This window comes from Pseudomonas sp. HD57-3 (genome assembly GCF_056113135.1).
On sequence record NZ_CM148568.1, the window covers coordinates 1,029,503 to 1,047,500 of the forward strand.

17 protein-coding genes (1 of these 17 only partly in view) are annotated in these 17,998 nt (G+C 61.7%); 5 read left to right on the forward strand and 12 right to left on the reverse strand.

The window, feature by feature from the left end:
* Positions 1-213: 213 nt before the first annotated feature.
* Both AC0R79_RS04535 and AC0R79_RS04540 read left to right on the forward strand, forming a co-directional pair.
* Complete coding sequence (locus AC0R79_RS04535) at positions 214-948, forward strand: ArsR/SmtB family transcription factor (RefSeq protein WP_007958496.1); 735 nt, start codon at positions 214-216, stop codon at positions 946-948.
* A 126-nt stretch (positions 949-1,074) separates the two neighbouring features.
* Positions 1,075-2,457: an MFS transporter gene (locus tag AC0R79_RS04540; protein WP_085609263.1), complete on the forward strand. Its 1,383-nt coding sequence runs from the start codon at positions 1,075-1,077 to the stop codon at positions 2,455-2,457.
* A gap of 121 nt (positions 2,458-2,578) precedes the next feature.
* Here the strand turns inward: AC0R79_RS04540 and AC0R79_RS04545 are convergent, their stop codons facing one another.
* From AC0R79_RS04545 to AC0R79_RS04555, 3 genes are all read right to left on the reverse strand, one after another.
* Positions 2,579-3,532, reverse strand: coding sequence for an adenosine deaminase (locus AC0R79_RS04545; protein ID WP_007958502.1), 954 nt, complete (start codon positions 3,530-3,532; stop codon positions 2,579-2,581).
* 80 nt (positions 3,533-3,612) lie between these two features.
* Complete coding sequence (locus AC0R79_RS04550) at positions 3,613-4,578, reverse strand: 2-oxoglutarate and iron-dependent oxygenase domain-containing protein (protein ID WP_474733408.1); 966 nt, start codon at positions 4,576-4,578, stop codon at positions 3,613-3,615.
* Between the two features lie 160 nt (positions 4,579-4,738).
* Positions 4,739-5,812, reverse strand: coding sequence for a BMP family ABC transporter substrate-binding protein (locus tag AC0R79_RS04555; RefSeq protein WP_474733409.1), 1,074 nt, complete (start codon positions 5,810-5,812; stop codon positions 4,739-4,741).
* 287 nt (positions 5,813-6,099) lie between these two features.
* On the opposite strand from AC0R79_RS04555, the gene AC0R79_RS04560 reads away from it, so the two are divergent.
* Positions 6,100-7,191, forward strand: a complete 1,092-nt coding sequence (locus AC0R79_RS04560) for a calcium:cation antiporter (protein ID WP_085609260.1) — start codon at positions 6,100-6,102, stop codon at positions 7,189-7,191.
* Positions 7,192-7,329: 138 nt separating this feature from the next.
* On the opposite strand, the gene AC0R79_RS04565 is transcribed toward AC0R79_RS04560, so the two are convergent.
* The 3 genes from AC0R79_RS04565 to AC0R79_RS04575 form a co-directional block, all read right to left on the reverse strand.
* Positions 7,330-8,688, reverse strand: coding sequence for an 8-oxoguanine deaminase (locus AC0R79_RS04565; RefSeq protein WP_085703492.1), 1,359 nt, complete (start codon positions 8,686-8,688; stop codon positions 7,330-7,332).
* 183 nt (positions 8,689-8,871) lie between these two features.
* Positions 8,872-9,558, reverse strand: coding sequence for an SDR family oxidoreductase (locus AC0R79_RS04570; protein WP_127800814.1), 687 nt, complete (start codon positions 9,556-9,558; stop codon positions 8,872-8,874).
* Between the two features lie 36 nt (positions 9,559-9,594).
* Positions 9,595-9,945: a MerR family DNA-binding transcriptional regulator gene (locus tag AC0R79_RS04575; protein WP_474733411.1), complete on the reverse strand. Its 351-nt coding sequence runs from the start codon at positions 9,943-9,945 to the stop codon at positions 9,595-9,597.
* Positions 9,946-10,028: 83 nt separating this feature from the next.
* On the opposite strand from AC0R79_RS04575, the gene AC0R79_RS04580 reads away from it, so the two are divergent.
* Entirely contained in the window at positions 10,029-10,445 is a 417-nt protein-coding gene (locus AC0R79_RS04580; protein WP_375745273.1) for a hypothetical protein, read from the forward strand.
* Here the strand turns inward: AC0R79_RS04580 and AC0R79_RS04585 are convergent.
* From AC0R79_RS04585 to AC0R79_RS04610, 6 genes are all read right to left on the reverse strand, one after another.
* Positions 10,442-11,368 carry an ABC transporter permease gene (locus tag AC0R79_RS04585; RefSeq protein ID WP_474733413.1) on the reverse strand — a complete coding sequence of 309 codons (927 nt, stop codon included), beginning with the start codon at positions 11,366-11,368 and terminating at the stop codon, positions 10,442-10,444. The genes AC0R79_RS04580 and AC0R79_RS04585 overlap by 4 nt on opposite strands.
* Positions 11,368-12,474 (reverse strand): ABC transporter permease, encoded by a 1,107-nt coding sequence (locus AC0R79_RS04590; RefSeq protein WP_474733414.1) that lies wholly within the window; start codon positions 12,472-12,474, stop codon positions 11,368-11,370. Before AC0R79_RS04590 ends, AC0R79_RS04585 begins: the two co-directional genes overlap by 1 nt.
* 12 nt (positions 12,475-12,486) lie before the next feature.
* Entirely contained in the window at positions 12,487-14,037 is a 1,551-nt protein-coding gene (locus tag AC0R79_RS04595) for an ABC transporter ATP-binding protein (protein ID WP_474733416.1), read from the reverse strand.
* Positions 14,038-14,574: 537 nt separating this feature from the next.
* A complete protein-coding gene (locus AC0R79_RS04600; RefSeq protein ID WP_474733417.1) occupies positions 14,575-15,156 on the reverse strand; it encodes an IMPACT family protein in 582 nt (193 codons plus the stop codon).
* Positions 15,157-15,164: 8 nt separating this feature from the next.
* Complete coding sequence (locus tag AC0R79_RS04605) at positions 15,165-15,815, reverse strand: TetR/AcrR family transcriptional regulator (protein WP_127796837.1); 651 nt, start codon at positions 15,813-15,815, stop codon at positions 15,165-15,167.
* 95 nt (positions 15,816-15,910) lie between these two features.
* Positions 15,911-16,831, reverse strand: coding sequence for a LysR family transcriptional regulator (locus AC0R79_RS04610; RefSeq protein ID WP_007958517.1), 921 nt, complete (start codon positions 16,829-16,831; stop codon positions 15,911-15,913).
* A 139-nt stretch (positions 16,832-16,970) separates the two neighbouring features.
* Here AC0R79_RS04610 and aptA point away from each other — a divergent pair, with 139 nt between their 5' ends.
* Positions 16,971-17,998, forward strand: partial view of an omega-aminotransferase AptA gene (gene aptA / locus AC0R79_RS04615; protein ID WP_474733420.1) — the 5' portion only. The gene runs 322 nt beyond the window's last position; the window shows 1,028 of its 1,350 coding nt (coding positions 1-1,028); it begins with the start codon at positions 16,971-16,973; the stop codon falls past the right edge of the window.

Here is a 17,998-nt window from a genome sequence, read left to right on the forward strand (position 1 = left end):
ACCGCCTGATGCCCGCACCAAAAGGCCGATGCGAGAACGATCAGACCGCAACCGGCCGGGTAGGGACGAGGGTCGCGACAGTGCTGCGGTTTCCTTGCTGCGGCGCGCTGCCTCGCTTGGGCTCAAGGTATTTTGCGCGCCTTGGCCGACGACTGATTACTGGTCAAGATGTCTATGAGCTGTAGACGATACGATTCAACAGGGAGTGAATAGATGGAACATGCACCTTGCATCAGCCAGATCGCCACGTTGCTGGCCGATCCCAAACGCAGCGCAATGATGTGGGCGCTCATGGATGGCTCGGCGCGGCAGACCGAGGAACTGGCGTTGCTGGCGGGGCTTTCGCCGTCATCGGCCAGTGCGCATCTGGGGCGCTTGTCCGCAGGCGGTCTGTTGAAGGTCGAGGCGCGCGGTCGCAAACGCTTCTTCCGCCTGGCGGCTCCCGAAATCGGCGCGGCCATCGAAGCGCTGGCCAGCGCCACGTTGGCCAGCGCTCCGCGAGAAATCCCCGACGTGTTCAAGCGTGCCTCGCCGGTCGTCAGACCCCAGGCGGCGCCTTCGTCACTGCTGCGCGCGCGGTTTTGCGACGACCATCTGGGTGGAACGCTGGCCGCCGACCTGTACCAGCGCCTGCTCGACGCCGGCTGGATCGAGCAGCTTGAGCATAGAGTGGTGGTCACGCATAAAGGCTCGACTCAACTGGCCGGGCGCGGGGTGTACATCCAGGCGCTGGCCCACCGCAACGCCCAGGTGGCCTGCGCCTGTCCGGACTGGAGCGAGCGTCGCCCGCACATGGGAGGCTCGTTGGGGGCGGCGTTGCTGCAGCTGTTCATGCAGTCGGGCTGGCTGGTACTGCCCAACGATTCCCGCGCCCTGCAACTGACGGCGGCGGGCCAGCGGGAAATTCATCGATTTGCCTGTGAAACCGAGCTGGAAATGGCGTTGTAGAGCGCTTTCTTCCAGTGGTTTGCTACTGAGCGTCGTCAACGGCTGCGAACACGTCGCATCTGGCACAGGCGCGCAACCGCTATCGCGCACACTCGATCCGGGGACTTTTCGGATTGAGGAGGTGGCATGGACACGGGAAACTTCAGCGCGGCAGATCGACTGGAGCGCCTGCCAGTCAGCGGTTATCACCGGATCATCTTCATCATCATCGCCCTGGCGTTTTTCTTCGACTCCATGGATCTGGCGATGATGACTTTCCTGCTCGGCTCGATCAAAGCCGAGTTTGGTCTGAGCAGTGCGCAGGCCGGCCTGCTGGCCAGTTCGAGTTTTTTCGGCATGGTGCTGGGGGCGTCGCTGTCCGGATTGCTGGCAGATCGGTTCGGTCGCAAACCGGTGTTCCAGTGGAGCATCGTCTTGTGGGGCCTGGCCAGTTACCTGTGCTCCACGGCGCAGACGGTCGAGAGCCTGACGCTGTTTCGCATTCTGCTGGGAATCGGCATGGGCATGGAGTTTCCGATTGCCCAGTCGATGCTGTCGGAGTTGATTCCTGCCCAGCGCCGGGGACGCTACATCGCCTTGATGGACGGTTTCTGGCCGCTGGGTTTCGTCGCGGCGGGCGTGCTGTCGTATTTCCTGCTGCCGTTGATTGGCTGGCGCGACATCTTTCTGGTGTTGGCGGTACCGGCGGTGTTCGTGCTGGCGATCCGCTTTTTCATTCCCGAGTCGCCGCGCTGGCTGGAGCAGGCCGGCAAGCATGACGCGGCGGACAAGGTGTTGCGTGGGATCGAGGCGCGGGTACAAGCCTCACTCGGCGGTGCTGCATTGCCGGAGCCGGTTCGTCTGCCACGCAGCGTGACCCCTCCGGGCCATTTCCTTTCGGCACTCAAACAGATCTGGTCACCGCTGTATCGCCAGCGCACGACGATGATCTGGAGCCTGTGGTTCTTCGCGTTGCTCGGTTTTTACGGCCTGACCTCGTGGCTCAGTGCGTTGTTGCAACAATCGGGTTTCGCCGTGACTCAGTCGGTGTATTACACGGTGCTGATTTCCCTCGGCGGGATTCCCGGCTTCCTGATGGCGGCCTGGCTGGTGGAGCGTTGGGGACGCAAGCCGGTGTGCATCGTCACGTTGCTCGGCGGCGGGGTGATGGCGTTTCTGTACGGACAAAGCGCGGTGTTTGGCGGCAACGTGGCGCTGCTGATCGGTACGGGGCTGTTGATGCAGTTTTTCCTGTTCGGCATGTGGGCGGTGCTCTACACCTACACGCCGGAACTGTATCCGACCTCGGCGCGGGCGACGGGCTCGGGGTTCGCTTCGGCCATCGGGCGCGTGGGTTCGCTGCTCGGGCCGTTGGTCACCGGGCTGGTGTTCCCTATCACCGGGCAGGGCGGGGTGTTTGCGCTGGGAGCGCTGTGCTTTGCGATTGCGGCGGGAGTGGTGTGGCTGTTCGGGATGGAGACCCGGGGTAAAACCTTGGAGGAATTGACCGAAGCAGAAGTTATTGGCTGAACCCTAAACCAACTGTGGGAGCGAGCTTGCTCGCGAAAGTGGTGTATCAAACAACATCTTCGTTGAATGACAGACCCTATTCGCGAGCAAGCTCGCTCCCACATTGGTTATGCGCTGTTGCTTATGGTTTTACCAACCGCGCATCCAGGCTGTTCTGCGCCAGGCGCTTGGCCTGATCCTGGGTCATGCCCAGGTGAGTGTGCAGCGCGTGGAAGTTCTCGGTCACGTAACCACCGAAGTACGCCGGGTCATCGGAGTTCACCGTGACCTTCACGCCACGCTCGAGCATGTCGAGGATGTTGTGCTGCGACATGTGATCGAACACGCAGAGCTTGGTGTTCGACAGCGGGCACACGGTCAGCGGGATCTGCTCGTCGATGATTCGCTGCATCAGGCGCTCGTCTTCGATGGCGCGCACGCCATGGTCGATACGCTGAATTTTCAGCAGGTCGATGGCTTCCCAGATGTACTCCGGCGGGCCTTCTTCGCCTGCATGGGCGACGGTCAGGAAACCTTCGTGACGGGCACGATCGAACACGCGCTGGAACTTGCTTGGCGGGTGGCCCATTTCGGAACTGTCCAGACCCACCGCGACGAATGCATCACGGAACGGCAGCGCCTGGTCGAGGGTTTTCTGCGCTTCGTCTTCGCTCAGGTGGCGCAGGAAACTCAGGATCAAGCCGCTGGTGATGCCCAGTTGCTGCTCGCCATCCTTCAGCGCGGCGGCGATGCCGTTGAGCACCACTTCGAACGGGATGCCACGGTCGGTGTGGGTCTGCGGATCGAAGAACGGTTCGGTGTGAATCACGTTCTGTTCTTTGCAGCGCAGCAGGTAGGCCCAGGTCAGGTCGTAGAAATCCTGGGAGGTGCGCAGCACGTCGGCGCCCTGGTAATACAGGTCGAGGAATTCCTGCAGATTGTTGAAGGCGTAGGCCTTGCGCAGGGTTTCGACGTCGCTCCACGGCAGGGCGATCTTGTTGCGTTCGGCCAGGGCGAACAGCAGCTCGGGCTCCAGCGAGCCTTCGAGGTGCAGGTGCAGTTCGGCCTTGGGCAGGGCGTTGAGCCAGTCGTACATATTCTTTTCTCATCAGGTGCAATGACGGCATTCTACAGATGCCCGCCGAAACAATTGGCAAAACCTGACCAACCGATCCATCACACCGCTTCCTGCTCCCGTCGATAGGCGTAGGTATCGGCGAAGCGCGACAGCAGGAATTCGGCGCAGGTGGTGGTCGGATATTTCGCCGGATGGTGTGCGTCCTGGCAACCGGGCAGGCATTCGATGCGGGTGTCCGGGTGCGGTTCGGCGAAGAACGGCATCGAGTAGCGATCCACGCCGAGCGGGCTGATGACCCGATGCGGGGTCGAGCGATATCGGTCATTGCTCCAGCGCGCCATCATGTCGCCGAGGTTGACCACGAACGTGCCGTCGATGGGCGGTGCGTCGATCCACTGGCCTTTGACGTTTTTCACCTGCAAGCCGCCGGCGGTGTCCTGATACAACAAAGTGATGCAGCCGTAATCGGTGTGCGCGCCGGCACCTTGCTGTTCGACGGAACTGGCGGTGTGGCGCGGCGGGTAGTGGATCATTCGCAGCACGCTGACCGGCTCGTTGAAGCGTGTGTCGAAGAAGTCGCGCTCGATGCCCAGCGCTAACGTCATGGCCCGCAACAGGGTTTGCGCGAGTGCCTGCATGTCGAGGTAATGCTGCTCCATCAGCGTTTCCCAACCGGGAATGGCCGGATGACGGTTGGGGCCACGCAAGGGTTTTTCCGCCAGCACCTCGGGATGATCGGCCGGCAGGTGCAGGCCCATGTCGAAGGTTTCCTTGAGGTCGCTGGGTTTGTCCGGGTCGAGCTGTTCGGTGGCGATGGCGCCGTAGCCGCGGTGATGGACAGTCTGGGTGATGTCGATCTTGAGTTTTTCTTCTGCCGGTTGCGCAAAGAAGCGCTGTGCGTGATCGAGCAGGGATCCGATGCGCTGCGCAGAAATCGGGTGACCCTTGATATAGAAGAAGCCCCATTCGCGGCAGGCGTGGTCGATCTGTTCGGCGACGGCGGGCCAGGCGTTCTGGTCGTCGGAGTAGAGCGGCGAGATGTCGATGATCGGGAGTTGGTTCATTTCGAATGCTCTTTAATGATCGTTCGATCGTTCCCACGCTCTGCGTGGGAATGCCTCAATGGACGCTCCGCGTCCGCTTTCGGCAGGGACGCGGAGCGTCCCGGGCTGCATTCCCACGCGGAGCGTGGGAACGATCAGGGTCAGGTCGGCGTCAGGTTGGTTACTTCGGCATCTCGGCCTTCATGCCTTCGACGTAGTAATTCATCGACGCCAGTTCGGCGTTGGTGGCGCTCACGCCCGCCGGGATTTTCTCGGCCCCGGCCTGATCCTTGATCGGCCCGGTGAACGGTTGCAAGGTGCCGCTCTTGATGTCGGCGATGATCTGCTCGGCTTCGGCCTTCACCGGTGCCGGCACCAGATCGCTGATCGGCAGTTCGACCGTGCCTTCCTTCAACCCGCCCCAGTAGTCCTGGGATTTCCAGTTGTGGTCGATCACGCTCTGGGTCGCCTGAATGTAGTGCGGCGCCCAGTCGTTGACGATCGAAGTCAGTACCGCTTTCGGCCCGAAGTGCGCCATGTCCGAAGCGTAGCCCACGGCATACACACCGCGTCGCTCGGCGGCCTGGATCGGCGCCGGGCTGTCGGTGTGCTGGAACACCACGTCCACGCCCTGATCGATCAGCGCGTTGGCGGCATCGGCTTCCTTGCCCGGATCGAACCAAGAGTTGACCCATACCACTTTGATCTCGGTGCCGGGGTTGTACTTGTTCAGGGCCAGCTGGATGGCGTTGATGTCGCGGATCACTTCCGGGATCGGGAACGAGGCGACGTAGCCGATCTTCTTGGTCTTGGTCATCTTCGCCGCGAGGAAACCACCGACGTAACGGCCCTCGTAGGTGCGCGCGAGATAGGTACCGAGATTCTTGTCCTGCTTGTAGCCGGTGGCGTGTTCGAAGGTCACCTTGGGAAACTGTTTGGCGACTTTCACCGTCGGGTTCATGTAGCCGAAAGAGGTGGTGAAGATCAGGTCGTAGTTGTCCTTGGCCATGTTGCGGATCACCCGCTCGGCATCGGCGCCTTCGGCGACGTTCTCCACGTAATTGGTGGTGATCTGCGAACCGAGTTTTTCCGCCAGCGCCTTGCGCCCCTGTTCATGCTGATACGTCCAGCCGTGGTCGCCGATGGGGCCGATGTAGACGAAGCCGACTTTCAGTGGATCGGCGGCACTGGCGCTCAGGCTGAGGCCAAGGCCCATGGCGATGCACAGCAGTGTTTGCAGTGGACGTTTTTGCATGAACGCGAACTCCCTTTTGTTGTGTGTGGGGAGGGCAATGCAAAAGGCTGACCAAGCGGACAACAAATCGAGTCGAAATCGCGGCGAGGCCTTCGCGAGCAAGCTCGCTCCCACAAAAGCACCGCGATCCCTGTGGGAGCGAGCTTGCTCGCGATGAGGCCGGCCGGGCCGAAAAAAGTGCATGCCCGTACACGGACGCCATCCACTGGTGCGCTAAGGTGTAACGAACCATTAGCGCCGCCCCGCAGTCAGTAGCTCATTCAAACCCCTGCGCCAAAAGGCCCGCCATGCTCACGATCCTCAAGCAAGAAAGCTTTCTGCTGCTGGCCCTGATCGCGGCTTTTGTCGCGTATCCGCTGGAGCACTGGTTGCTGCACAGCGGCCAGATCGTCGCGCTGACGGCCGGCCTTGTGCTGATCGCGTTCATCGTCGCCGCCTCGATGCGCGTTGCCCATCAGGCCGAATTGCTCGCGGAAAAAGTCGGCGACCCGTACGGCACGATGATCCTGACCCTCGCCGCCGTGCTGGTGGAAGTGGTGATCCTGGCGATCATGATGAGCAACGAAGCCTCGCCGACATTGGTGCGCGACACGATCTATTCGGCGGTGATGCTCGACATCAACGGCATCCTCGGTCTCGCCGCGCTGATGGGCGGGATCAAGCATGGCGAGCAGTCCTACAACGATGATTCGGCCCGCAGTTACAGCGTGATGATCCTCACCGCCATGGGCGTTTCGATGGTGGTGCCGGAGTTCATTCCCGAGGCCAACTGGAAAATCTATTCGGCGTTCACCATCGGCGCGATGGTGGTGCTTTATGCGTTGTTCCTGCGCATGCAGGTCGGCCCGCACAGCTACTTTTTCAGCTACAGCTACCCGGACAAACGCCGCAAGAAAGAGCCCGTGGAAGAAGAGCCGAAACCGGTCAGCCTGGCGCTGTCGATCGGCATTTTGGTGTTTGGTGTGGTGGTGATCGGCGCACTGGCCGAGGTAATGTCCAAGACCCTCGATCTGGGCCTGGAAGGGACGGGCGCACCGCCGGTGATCACGGCGATTCTGGTGGCGGCGATTTCGGCGGCGCCGGAGATTTTGACCGCGTTGCGTGCAGCGTTGGCCAACCGCATGCAGTCGGTGGTCAACATTGCGATGGGCGCTTCGTTATCGACGGTGATTTTGACTGTGCCGGTGATGGAAGCGATGGCGCTCTACACGGGGCAGCCGTTTCAGATGGCGATGACGCCAGTGCAGACGGTGATGATCTTCATCACGCTGATCGTCAGCGCGATCAACCTCAATGACGGCGAGACCAATGCCATCGAGGGCATGACCCACTTTGTGCTGTTTGCGACGTTCATCATGTTGTCGCTGCTGGGCCTCTGAGAGCGAACAGCACCGACAGATCGTTCCCACACTCTGCGTGGGAATGCCGCAAAGGACGCTCCGCGTCCTATGCTGGGACGCAGAGCGTCCCGGTATGCATTCCCACGCGGAGCGTGGGAACGATCAGAGGGGGGGAGATCAGGTGCCCGCGATCAACTGCCGAGCCGCCTGGCTGTGATCGGCAATCAGGCCTTTGAGATCCAGCCCTTCAACCTGCCCGTCAACCACACGCCACTTGCCGCCGACCATCACCCGATCCGCACGGTCCGCGCCGCACAACAGCAACGCCGAGATCGGGTCATGACTGCCGGAGAAACGCAGCTCATCGAGCTTGAACAACGCCAGATCCGCCTGCTTGCCCACCGCCAGTTCACCGATATCGGTGCGACCCAGCAGACTCGCCGAACCCTTGGTCGCCCAGCCCAGCACGCGTTCCGGGGTGATCTTCTCGGCGCCGTATCGCAGGCGCTGGATGTACAGAGCCTGACGCGCTTCGAGGATCATGTTCGATGCATCGTTGGACGCCGAACCATCCACACCGATACCGAACAACGCGCCGGCATCGGTCAGTTCGATGCTCGGGCAGATGCCGGACGCCAGGCGCATGTTCGAGCTCGGGCAATGGCAGATACCGGTGCCGGCGGCGCCGAGGCGGGCGATTTCGTCGGGGTTGAAATGGATGCCGTGGGCCAGCCAGGTGCGCGGGCCGAGCCAGCCGACGCTGTCCAGATAATCCACGGTGCGCAGGCCGAAGCGTTGCAGGCAGAAATCTTCTTCGTCGAGGGTTTCGGCGAGGTGGGTGTGCAGACGCACATCGAGTTTGTTCGCCAGTTCGGCGCTGGCGGACATGATTTCCGGGGTCACCGAGAACGGCGAACACGGCGCCAGAGCGATCTGGATTTGCGCGCCGTCACCACGTTCGTGGTACTCGTGAATCAGCCGCTGGCTGTCGTCGAGAATCACCTGGCCTTCCTGCACGGTCTGCTGCGGAGGCAGGCCGCCGTCCTTCTCGCCGAGGCTCATCGAACCGCGGGTGAGCATCGCACGCATACCCAGTTCGCGCACGGTTTCAACTTGCACGTCGATGGCGTTTTCCAGGCCATCCGGGAACAGGTAGTGGTGATCGGCAGCGGTGGTGCAGCCGGACAGCAGCAACTCGGCCAGCGCGACTTTGGTGGCAAGGGCGAGTTTTTCAGGCGTCAGGCGCGCCCACACCGGGTAGAGGGTTTTCAGCCACGGGAACAACGGCTGATTGACCACCGGCGCCCAGGCGCGGGTCAGGGTCTGATAGAAGTGGTGGTGGGTGTTGATCAGGCCCGGCAGAATCACGTGTTCACGGGCGTCGAACACTTCATTGCATGGGGCGGAAGGTTGCTGGCCGGCGCCGAGCACTTCGGTGATCACACCGTCTTGCAGCACCAGACCGCCACGGGCATCGAGACCGTTGGCCGTGAAAATGGCGAGGGGATTTTTTAACCAGATACGGGTCGCAGGCATTGTGGCCGGCTCCTCTGAAAGTTGGGTTCAGGGTTGCCAGCTCAGTGTTGCCCTGTCTGCTGATCCAGGGTCGCCGCGAAGGACGAGGTGCGGAGTTTCGAACAAAATGTTACGACGGGCAAGTCCAACCCGACCAGACACCGGGATAACCCTGTGGGAGCGAGCCCCCACAGGATTCAGCGATTACCAGGGAATGGTTTCACCCTTGTAGTTCACGAAGTGATGGCCGCCCTTGCCGGCAAATGCATCCACCTGATCCACCAGACCCCGGGTGCTGGTCTCCACGTCGATGTCGGCACCTTCGCCGCCCATGTCGGTTTTCACCCAGCCCGGATGCAGCGACAGCACGGTGAGTTTCTGCTCGCCCAATTGAGTGACGAAGCTGTTGGTCATCGAGTTCAGCGCCGCTTTGCTGGCCTTGTACAGCGCCAGTTCCGGCGCGTCGGGCATGGTCACGCTGCCGAGCACCGAACTCATGAACGCCAGCACGCCGCTGCCGTCGCGGATCTGCCCGACGAAGCGCTGGGCCAGATTGATCGGCGCCACGGCGTTGGTGAAGAACAGCTGGCCGACTTCCGCCAGCGTCGCGCCGCCTGGCGTCTGGACTTCCGGGCCTTTGACCCCGGCGTTGACGAATAACAGGTCGAAGGTCTCGCCCTTGAGCTGCTGGCTCAAGGCGATTACCGCTTGCTGGTCGTCCATGTCGAGTTTTTCGACTTGTACGTTGCCCAGTGCTTTCAGCGCCTCGGCATTCGCAGGGTTGCGAACCGTGGCGGTGACTCGCCAGCCGTCGGCCAGCAGGGTTTTCACCAGTCCCAGGCCCAGGCCCCGGGAGGCGCCGATGATCAATGCGTGCTTGGCAGGATTCAGTGCGGACATGATGGGCTTTCCTTGAAAGTTGAAAGATCACGGGTTCAATGGACAGCGTTGACCGAGCCGATGCTGCAACTCCTGGCGCAACTCACCGAGCTCGGCCATGCGGGTTTCGACCAGCTTGAGTTTGTCTTGCAGCAGTTGCGTGACGGTGGTGTCGGGATTTGGCGATTGCCACAGCGAGCCAACGCTGCTGCCGATCTCGCCGAGGGTAAAGCCCAGACGCTGCGCAGTCTTGATGTAGAGCACCAGTTGCGCCATCTCCGGTGGATAGTCGCGATAACCGTTGGCGCTGCGTTGCGCCGCGATCAATCCGCGCTCCTCGTAAAAACGCAGCGTGTCACGGCTGACATCGCAGGCCTGGGCTAACTCACCGATGCGCATCTAGCAGGTCTCGAAAGTGTTTGACCCTGGAGCATACTCCAGGCTTTATCGTGGTTGCTCCCTGAATTTTTGGAGCAAGGATGATGTGGACTTCAACGCAGTATCGGCAGTTGGTGCGCGGCAGTGCCTGGTATGACTTGATCGTGACGGCGGCGTTTGTCACGCCGTGGAGTTTTGCTGTGTTGCATGGGTTGCTGACGGCGCTGAGCCAGGCGCTGGAACTGCCCGGCGAGCTGCCGCCGTTCGAACCTGCGCATCTGCTGATAGCCAATTTGTTCGGTTCGGTGGTGTGCATGTGGGCGGTGCTGCGGATTCGTGATCCGCAGCCGGTTTATGGGCGCTATGACGCGGTGACGCGGTTTCTGTTCGCCGCGTGGATGACGTATGCCCTGGCCCACGGCGCCAGTTCGTTGCTGGTGGGTTTCCTGGTCTTCGAACTGGCGTGGGGCATTGCTCAGGTGTTGCCGGTTCGGCCGCTGTCGCGAGCCGTCACGGCTTAGTGTCCGGCCTGCCACGGTTGCCCCAGTGACACCGGCGCATACAACCGCGTACGCACCGCATCGCGCGACAACAACACCAGCACCAGAATGGTCGCGACGTACGGCAGCATCGCCAGCAGACTCGAAGGAATCGCCAGCCCCAACCCCTGCGCCACCAGGTGCAGGATGCTGGCGAGTCCGAACAGATACGCGCCGAGCAACAACCGCCACACCCGCCAACTGGCGAACACCACCAGCGCCAGCGCGATCCAGCCGCGTCCGGCGGTCATGTTCTCGGCCCACATCGGCGTGTACGCCAGCGAAAGATAAGCCCCGGCCAGTCCGGCCATCGCGCCGCCAAACAGCACCGCCAGTGTGCGCACAGTCAGCACCGGCAAACCCATGGCACTGGCCGCATCCGGGTTCTCGCCGACCGCTTGAATGATCAGCCCGACACGACTTTTCACGATCACCCACGCCACCAGCGCAAACAGCGCGAACGACAGGTACACCAGCAGATCCTGGGCAAACAGCATGCGGCCGATCAGCGGGATTTCGCTCAAGTAAGGAATCGCCATCGGCTCGAATCCCGCCAGCGGTTTGCCAACCCACGCCGCGCCGACAAAGGTCGACAGGCCCACACCAAAAATCGTCAGCGCCAGCCCGGTCGCCACCTGATTGGCGTTGAACACCAGCGCCACCAGGGCAAACAGCGACGACAACAGCATCCCGGCGAGCATCGCCAGCACCACGCCCAACCATAGGTTGCCGCTGTTGAACGCGACGATGAAACCGATCACCGCGCCAAACAGCATCATCCCCTCCTGACCGAGGTTGAGTACGCCGCTCTTCTCGCAGATCAGTTCACCCAGTGCCACCAACAGCAATGGCGTACCGCAGCGCACCATTGCGTAGAAAATATTGCTCAGCAGATCGAGATCCATCACAGCGCTCCGGCGGTTACGGCGGTGGTAGAAGTGCGCCGCACCCAGCGCAGGTTCAGGCGTGGCCGATAGAGGATCAGCACGTCACAGGCCAGCAGGAAAAACAGCATCATTCCCTGGAACAACTGGGTGATCGCCTGCGGCAGATTCAGCGTCATCTGCGCGCTCTCGCCGCCGATGTAAAGCAACGCCATCAACAGGCTGGAAAACAGAATGCCGATGGGATTGAGCCGCCCGAGAAATGCCACGGTGATCGCCGCATAGCCGTAGCCCGGCGAGACTTGCGGCACCAGTTGGCCGATCGGTCCGGTGACTTCGCAGACGCCGGCGAGTCCCGCCAATCCACCGCTGATCAGCAGTGCGAGCCAGATCAGACGCTTCTCGCGAAACCCGACGAATCCTGCCGCACGCTTGTCCAGCCCCAGCACCTTGATCTGGAAACCGACGAAGCTTTTCTGCAGCAACACCCACACCGCGACCAGCGCAAGCAAGGCGAAATACACGCCGATATGCGCCCGCCCGTCCTCCATCAACAGCGGCAGGCGGCTGGCATCGCTGAACATCGCCGACTCGGGAAAGTTGAATCCGGCCGGATCCTTCAGCGGCCCGTGCACGCAGAACAGCAACAGGTTCAGCGCGATGTAATTGAGCATGATGCTGGTGAGGATTTCGTTGGCGTTGAAGCGTGTGCGCAACCAGGCGGTGAGCCCGGCCCACGCGGCGCCGGCGAGGGTGCCGGTGAGCAGGATCAGCACCAACGCCCAGCGGCTTTGCATATCGATAATATTTACCGCCAGCGCACTTCCGGCCAGGGCGCCGAGCAGCAACTGGCCTTCGGCGCCGATGTTCCAGATCCGCGCTTGATAGGCCACTGCGAGGCCCAACGCACACAACAGGATCGGCAGGGTTTTGACCAGTAGTTCGGAAACGCCGTACAGGTCGCTGACAGGGGCGATCAACAACGTGTGCAAAGTCTTCAGCGGATCGTGGCCAAGGGCGATGAACAGCAAAGATCCGCACACCAGCGTCAGCGCCGCCGCCAGCACCGGCGAGCACCACAGCATCAGGCGCGATTGCCGGCCACGGGGTTCGAGGGAAAGCAACATGGGAAAACTCCGTTAAACCGTGGCCGGTTGTGATTGAGGGGTGTCGAACTGGCCGGCCATCCAGCCGCCGACGTCGCTGAGGCGGGTTTGCGCCGTGTCCTGCAACGCCGACAGGCGCCCGCTGCACAGCGCGCCGAGGCGGTCGCTGATCTGGAACAGTTCGTCGAGGTCTTCGGAGATCACCAGAATCGCCGCCCCGGCATCGCGCAGGGCAATCAGCGCCCGGTGAATGGTGGCCGCCGCGCCAACATCCACGCCCCAGGTCGGGTGCGCGGCGATCAGCAGTTTCGGTTGCTGGAGGATTTCCCGGCCGAGGATGAATTTCTGCAGGTTGCCGCCGGACAGGCTGCGGGCGGCGGTCTGGGTGTCCGGGGTTTTCACGCCGAAGCGCTGGATGATCGTTCGGGCGAGGGTTTCGACCTTGCCGCGCTCGATCAAGCCGTGGCTGACCAGGCCTTGTTGAAAAGCGGTGAGCAGGGCGTTGTCCGCCAGACTCATGTCCGGCACCGCGCCATGCCCGAGTCGTTCGGCGGGGACGAACGCCAGGCCGAGTTTGCGTCGTGCATCCGGGCGCTGATCGGCGACGGCGTGTTCTTGGAAACGGATGGTTGCCGCTGCATCGCGGGGCAGTGTCTGTTCGCCGCTGAGCAAGGCGAGTAACTCGTCCTGTCCGTTGCCCGCCACGCCGGCGATGCCTACGATTTCACCGCTGCGCACCTGCAGGTCGATGTCGCTCAGGGAGCAGCCGAACGGATCCGGGTTGTGCCAGTTCAATCCGCTGACCTGCAAGAACGCCGCGCCACCGGTGACCTTCGTGAACTCGCCGATCAATGTCGCGGCTTCTCCGACCATCAATTGCGCCAGTTGCCGATCAGTGCAGTCGGCCGGCACGCAATGGCCGGCCACCCGACCGCCGCGCAGAACTGTGGCGCTGTGACACAAGGCGCGCACCTCGCCGAGTTTGTGGCTGATGAACAGAATGCTGCAGCCCTCGGCCGCGAGCCGGCGCAGGGTGATGAACAACTCGTCGGCTTCCTGCGGCGTGAGCACCGAGGTCGGCTCATCGAGAATCAGCAGGCGAATGTCCTGCATCAGGCAACGAACGATCTCGACCCGTTGCCGCTCGCCGATCGACAGGCTGTGGACAAGTCGCTGGGGTTCCAGCGCCATGCCATATCGGCGCGACACTTCACGGATTTTCGCCTCAAGCTGTTTCGGCGAACCGGCTCCTGCGCCCATCGCCAGTGCGATGTTTTGCGCCACGCTCAGGGTCTCGAACAGCGAGAAATGCTGGAACACCATGCCGATGCCCAACTGCCGGGCCTGGGCCGGGTTGCGCATGCTCACCGGTTGACCCTGCCACAGCATCTCGCCCGAATCGGCCTGGGTGACGCCGTAGATGATCTTCATCAATGTGCTTTTACCTGCACCGTTTTCACCGAGCAGCGCGTGGATTTCACCGGGGGCAATGCTCAGGTCGATGGCGTCATTGGCGAGGCAACCGGGATAACGTTTGCTGATGTGGCGCAGTTGCAGGCGCGGTGTGGGCGTGGGGTTTGGCATGACAGGCTCGGGTCGCTTGGAGTTGTGCCTGTGGATAAAGCAATTTCCTGGCCATTGAGTCAGGAACCTGTACGACCGCTGTTTGCCAGCCTGTGGCGTAGAGCCTGTGAAATGAATTCGACGTCTTGCGCGGCACCACTTGAGGGCAAAGCCCTTGATCAGGCTCCAGTTTTGCCCGCATCTGGCTGATCAAAAAACGAACAACCTCGCCGAAGCCATGCAGAACCTGCGACTGCGCCAGCCATGAACGGCTTATCCACAGGTTGCTCCACAGTATTTGTGCGCAAGACAAAATCCCGGGCATAAGCACTGCCGGGCTTTCTTCTAAAGGCGATAAACGGCGCTAAGCGATTGTTTTTACGTGAAATTGTTCGTTGCGTCAGTCGATTGGACGAAAAGTGAACAAATCCCGCAAAGCCACGTGACAGAAGGGTTACAGCATCCTGTGCTCAGGTTATCCACAGCCGGGTGCACAGCGGATGTGGGCAAGTCTCGGGCATAAGCAAACGGGCTGGTGCCCCAAAACATGGCGGGGCTTCAACGCTTCAGCAGGATTCGCCCACGACTCAGATCGGCCAACTGATTCTGCAACAGCTCGATGTGCGCTTCGCCCACGGCCAGTTGCAGCTCGACACCATTGGCGGTGAAGTTTTCCTCGAGCACCAATCCGCCCAGATCCGCGACGCGCAGTTTCACCAGCGCCAGTTCGCCAAAGGCGCAGGCGCAACGCACGGGCACGCGACTGATCAACTCGATCTTCGGCGCGGCTTGCAGGCATTTGTTGGCGCCGCCGCCATAGGCCCGGGCCAGACCGCCGGTGCCCAGTTGAATGCCGCCGTACCAACGGATCACCAGCACCGCGACCTGATCGCAGTCCTGCGCCTCGATGGCCGCGAGAATCGGCCGCCCCGCAGTGCCGCCGGGTTCGCCGTCGTCGTTGCTGCGGTATTGATCGCCGAGCTTCCACGCCCAGCAATTGTGCGACGCGTTCAAGTCGCTGTGCTGCTCGATGAAGGCTTGCGCCTCAGCGGGGCTGCCGATCGGCGCGGCGAAAGTGATGAAACGGCTTTTGCGAATCTCTTCGCGGAATTCGCAAAAGCCGCTGAGGGTGAATGGCATAAAACGACTTATATAGAAGAAGTGAGGCCGCAGCCTTTGAGAATGATGCGGATCAGATTGTTGCCGGCGTCTTCCATGTCCTGTTTGGTCAACTTGCTGCGACCGGTCACCCGGCAGATCTGGGTGGCGAAGTCGGCGTAATGCTGGGTGCTGCCCCACAAGAGGAAGATCAGGTGTACCGGGTCGATCGGGTCCATTTTGCCCGCGTCGATCCAGGCCTGGAACACGCCGGCGCGGCCCTGGAACCAGGCGCGGTAATCCTGGTTGAAATATTCGGTCAGGCATTCGCCGCCGCTGATCACTTCCATCGCAAAGATCCGCGACGCTTGCGGCTGGCGACGGGAGAATTCCATTTTCGCGCGGATATAGCGGGTCAGCGCTTCGGCCGGATCGTCCTCGGCCGTCAGGGTGTTGAAGGTGCTGTCCCACAATTGAAGGATGTTGCTCAGCACCGCCACGTACAACCCGAGCTTGTTGGTGAAGTAGTAATGCAGGTTCGCCTTGGGCAGTCCGGCCTTGGTGGCGATGGTGTTCATGCTCGTGCCTTTGTACCCGTGACGGGCGAACTCGTCTTCGGCGGCTTTGATGATGGTCTCTTCGTTCTTCTGACGAATGCGGCTGGCAGGTTTGCCGCCGTGAGCGGGGACTTCAAAGGTCATAGGCACTTCCGGGTTTGTCTGTGGGGTGCAACCAGTTGCGTTGATAGCGCAACCACCGGCGCGGGACAAGCCCCGGGCGAATAAAACCCCGGTCGTCAGCGGGTGGCGGCCAGGCTTTCGAGAAAGCTTTCCAGTACCAGATGCGGGCGACGACCCTTGCGGGTGACCGAGGCCAGACTCAAATCGTAGAAGCGGGTACTGGCCTTGAGCGCGCGCAAGCGACCCTGTTGAACCCAGAGACTGGCGTAGTGATCCGGCAGATAACCGATGTAGCGCCCGGTCAGAATCAGGAACGCCATGCCTTCGCGGTCGGAAGCGCTGGCGGTGCAATTGAGTGCCTGATAGTGCGCCTGGATCTCTGCCGGCAAACGGAAGGTCGGGGCGATGGCGTCCTGACTGTTCAGGCGTTCGTCATCCAGCTGTTTATCGTCGACGTAAAATAGCGGATGACCAACTGCGCAGTAGAGAAGTGAACGTTCGCTGTACAGCGGCTGATATTCCAGCCCCGACAACGCACTGGCCTGCGGCACTACGCCGACATGCAGGCGTCCGTCGAGCACGCCTTGTTCGACTTCGTTGGGAGCGATCATGCGGATCTGGATCTGCACGTCCGGCCCGCGCTCCTTCAATTGCGCGAGCGCGTGGGTGATGCGCATGTGGGGCAGGGTGACGAGGTTGTCGGTCAGGCCGATGATCAACTCGCCGCGCAAGTGCTGGTGCAGGCCGTTGACCTCGGTGCGGAAACTTTCCAGCGCACTCAATAGCTGCAACGCCGACTGATAGACCTCGCGGCCCTCTTCGGTCAGGGAAAAACCGGCGCGCCCGCGTTGGCACAGACGCAGGCCGAGACGTTGTTCCAGATCGCTCATCTGCTGGCTGATCGCCGAGCGACCGATGCCGAGCACGGTTTCCGCCGCCGAGAAACCGCCGCACTCCACCACGCTGCGAAAAATCCGCAGCAGGCGAATATCAAAGTCACTGACCTGGGCCAGTGGATCGGGGCGACGGCTGCTCATGCTGTTGTTCTCATTGTTTAGCAGAGTTCTAACTGAAGGTTAGAAGAGTTGAATTTCACCGACTTTATCCGCGTGGCAATTTAGCTGCAACAACGCTTTCTATCTCTCTGAAGCTTATTGCCCTGTGAGGTTTTGCCCGATGAACATGCCTGAAAACGCGTCGTCGCCACTGGCCAGCCAACTGAAGCTGGACGCGCACTGGATGCCGTACACCGCCAACCGCAACTTCCAGCGCGATCCGCGCCTGATCGTCGGCGCCGAAGGCAGCTGGCTGATCGACGACAAGGGCCGCAAGGTGTACGACTCGCTGTCCGGTCTGTGGACCTGCGGCGCCGGGCATACCCGCAAGGAAATCCAGGAAGCGGTGGCCAAGCAGTTGGGCACTCTCGATTACTCGCCGGGCTTCCAGTACGGTCACCCGCTGTCGTTCCAGCTGGCGGAGAAAATCACCGACCTGACGCCGGGCAACCTGAACCACGTGTTCTTCACCGACTCCGGTTCCGAGTGTGCCGATACCGCGGTGAAAATGGTCCGTGCCTACTGGCGCCTGAAAGGCCAGTCGACCAAGACCAAGATGATCGGCCGCGCCCGTGGCTACCACGGTGTGAACATCGCCGGCACCAGCCTCGGCGGCGTCAACGGCAACCGCAAGCTGTTCGGTCAGGCGATGATGGACGTCGATCACCTGCCGCACACTCTGCTGGCGAGCAATGCTTTCTCCCGTGGCATGCCGGAGCAGGGCGGTATCGCACTGGCCGATGAGCTGCTGAAGCTGATCGAGCTGCACGATGCGTCGAACATCGCTGCGGTGTTCGTTGAGCCTCTGGCCGGTTCCGCTGGCGTGCTGGTTCCGCCGCAGGGTTATCTGAAGCGTCTGCGTGAAATCTGCGATCAGCACAACATCCTGCTGGTGTTCGACGAAGTGATCACCGGTTTCGGCCGGACCGGCACCATGTTCGGCGCCACCACCTTCGGCGTGACCCCGGACCTGATGTGCATCGCCAAGCAAGTCACCAACGGCGCGATCCCGATGGGCGCGGTGATTGCCAGCTCCGAGATCTACCAGACCTTCATGAACCAGCCGACCCCGGAATACGCCGTGGAATTCCCGCACGGCTACACCTACTCGGCGCACCCGGTAGCTTGTGCCGCTGGCCTGGCGGCACT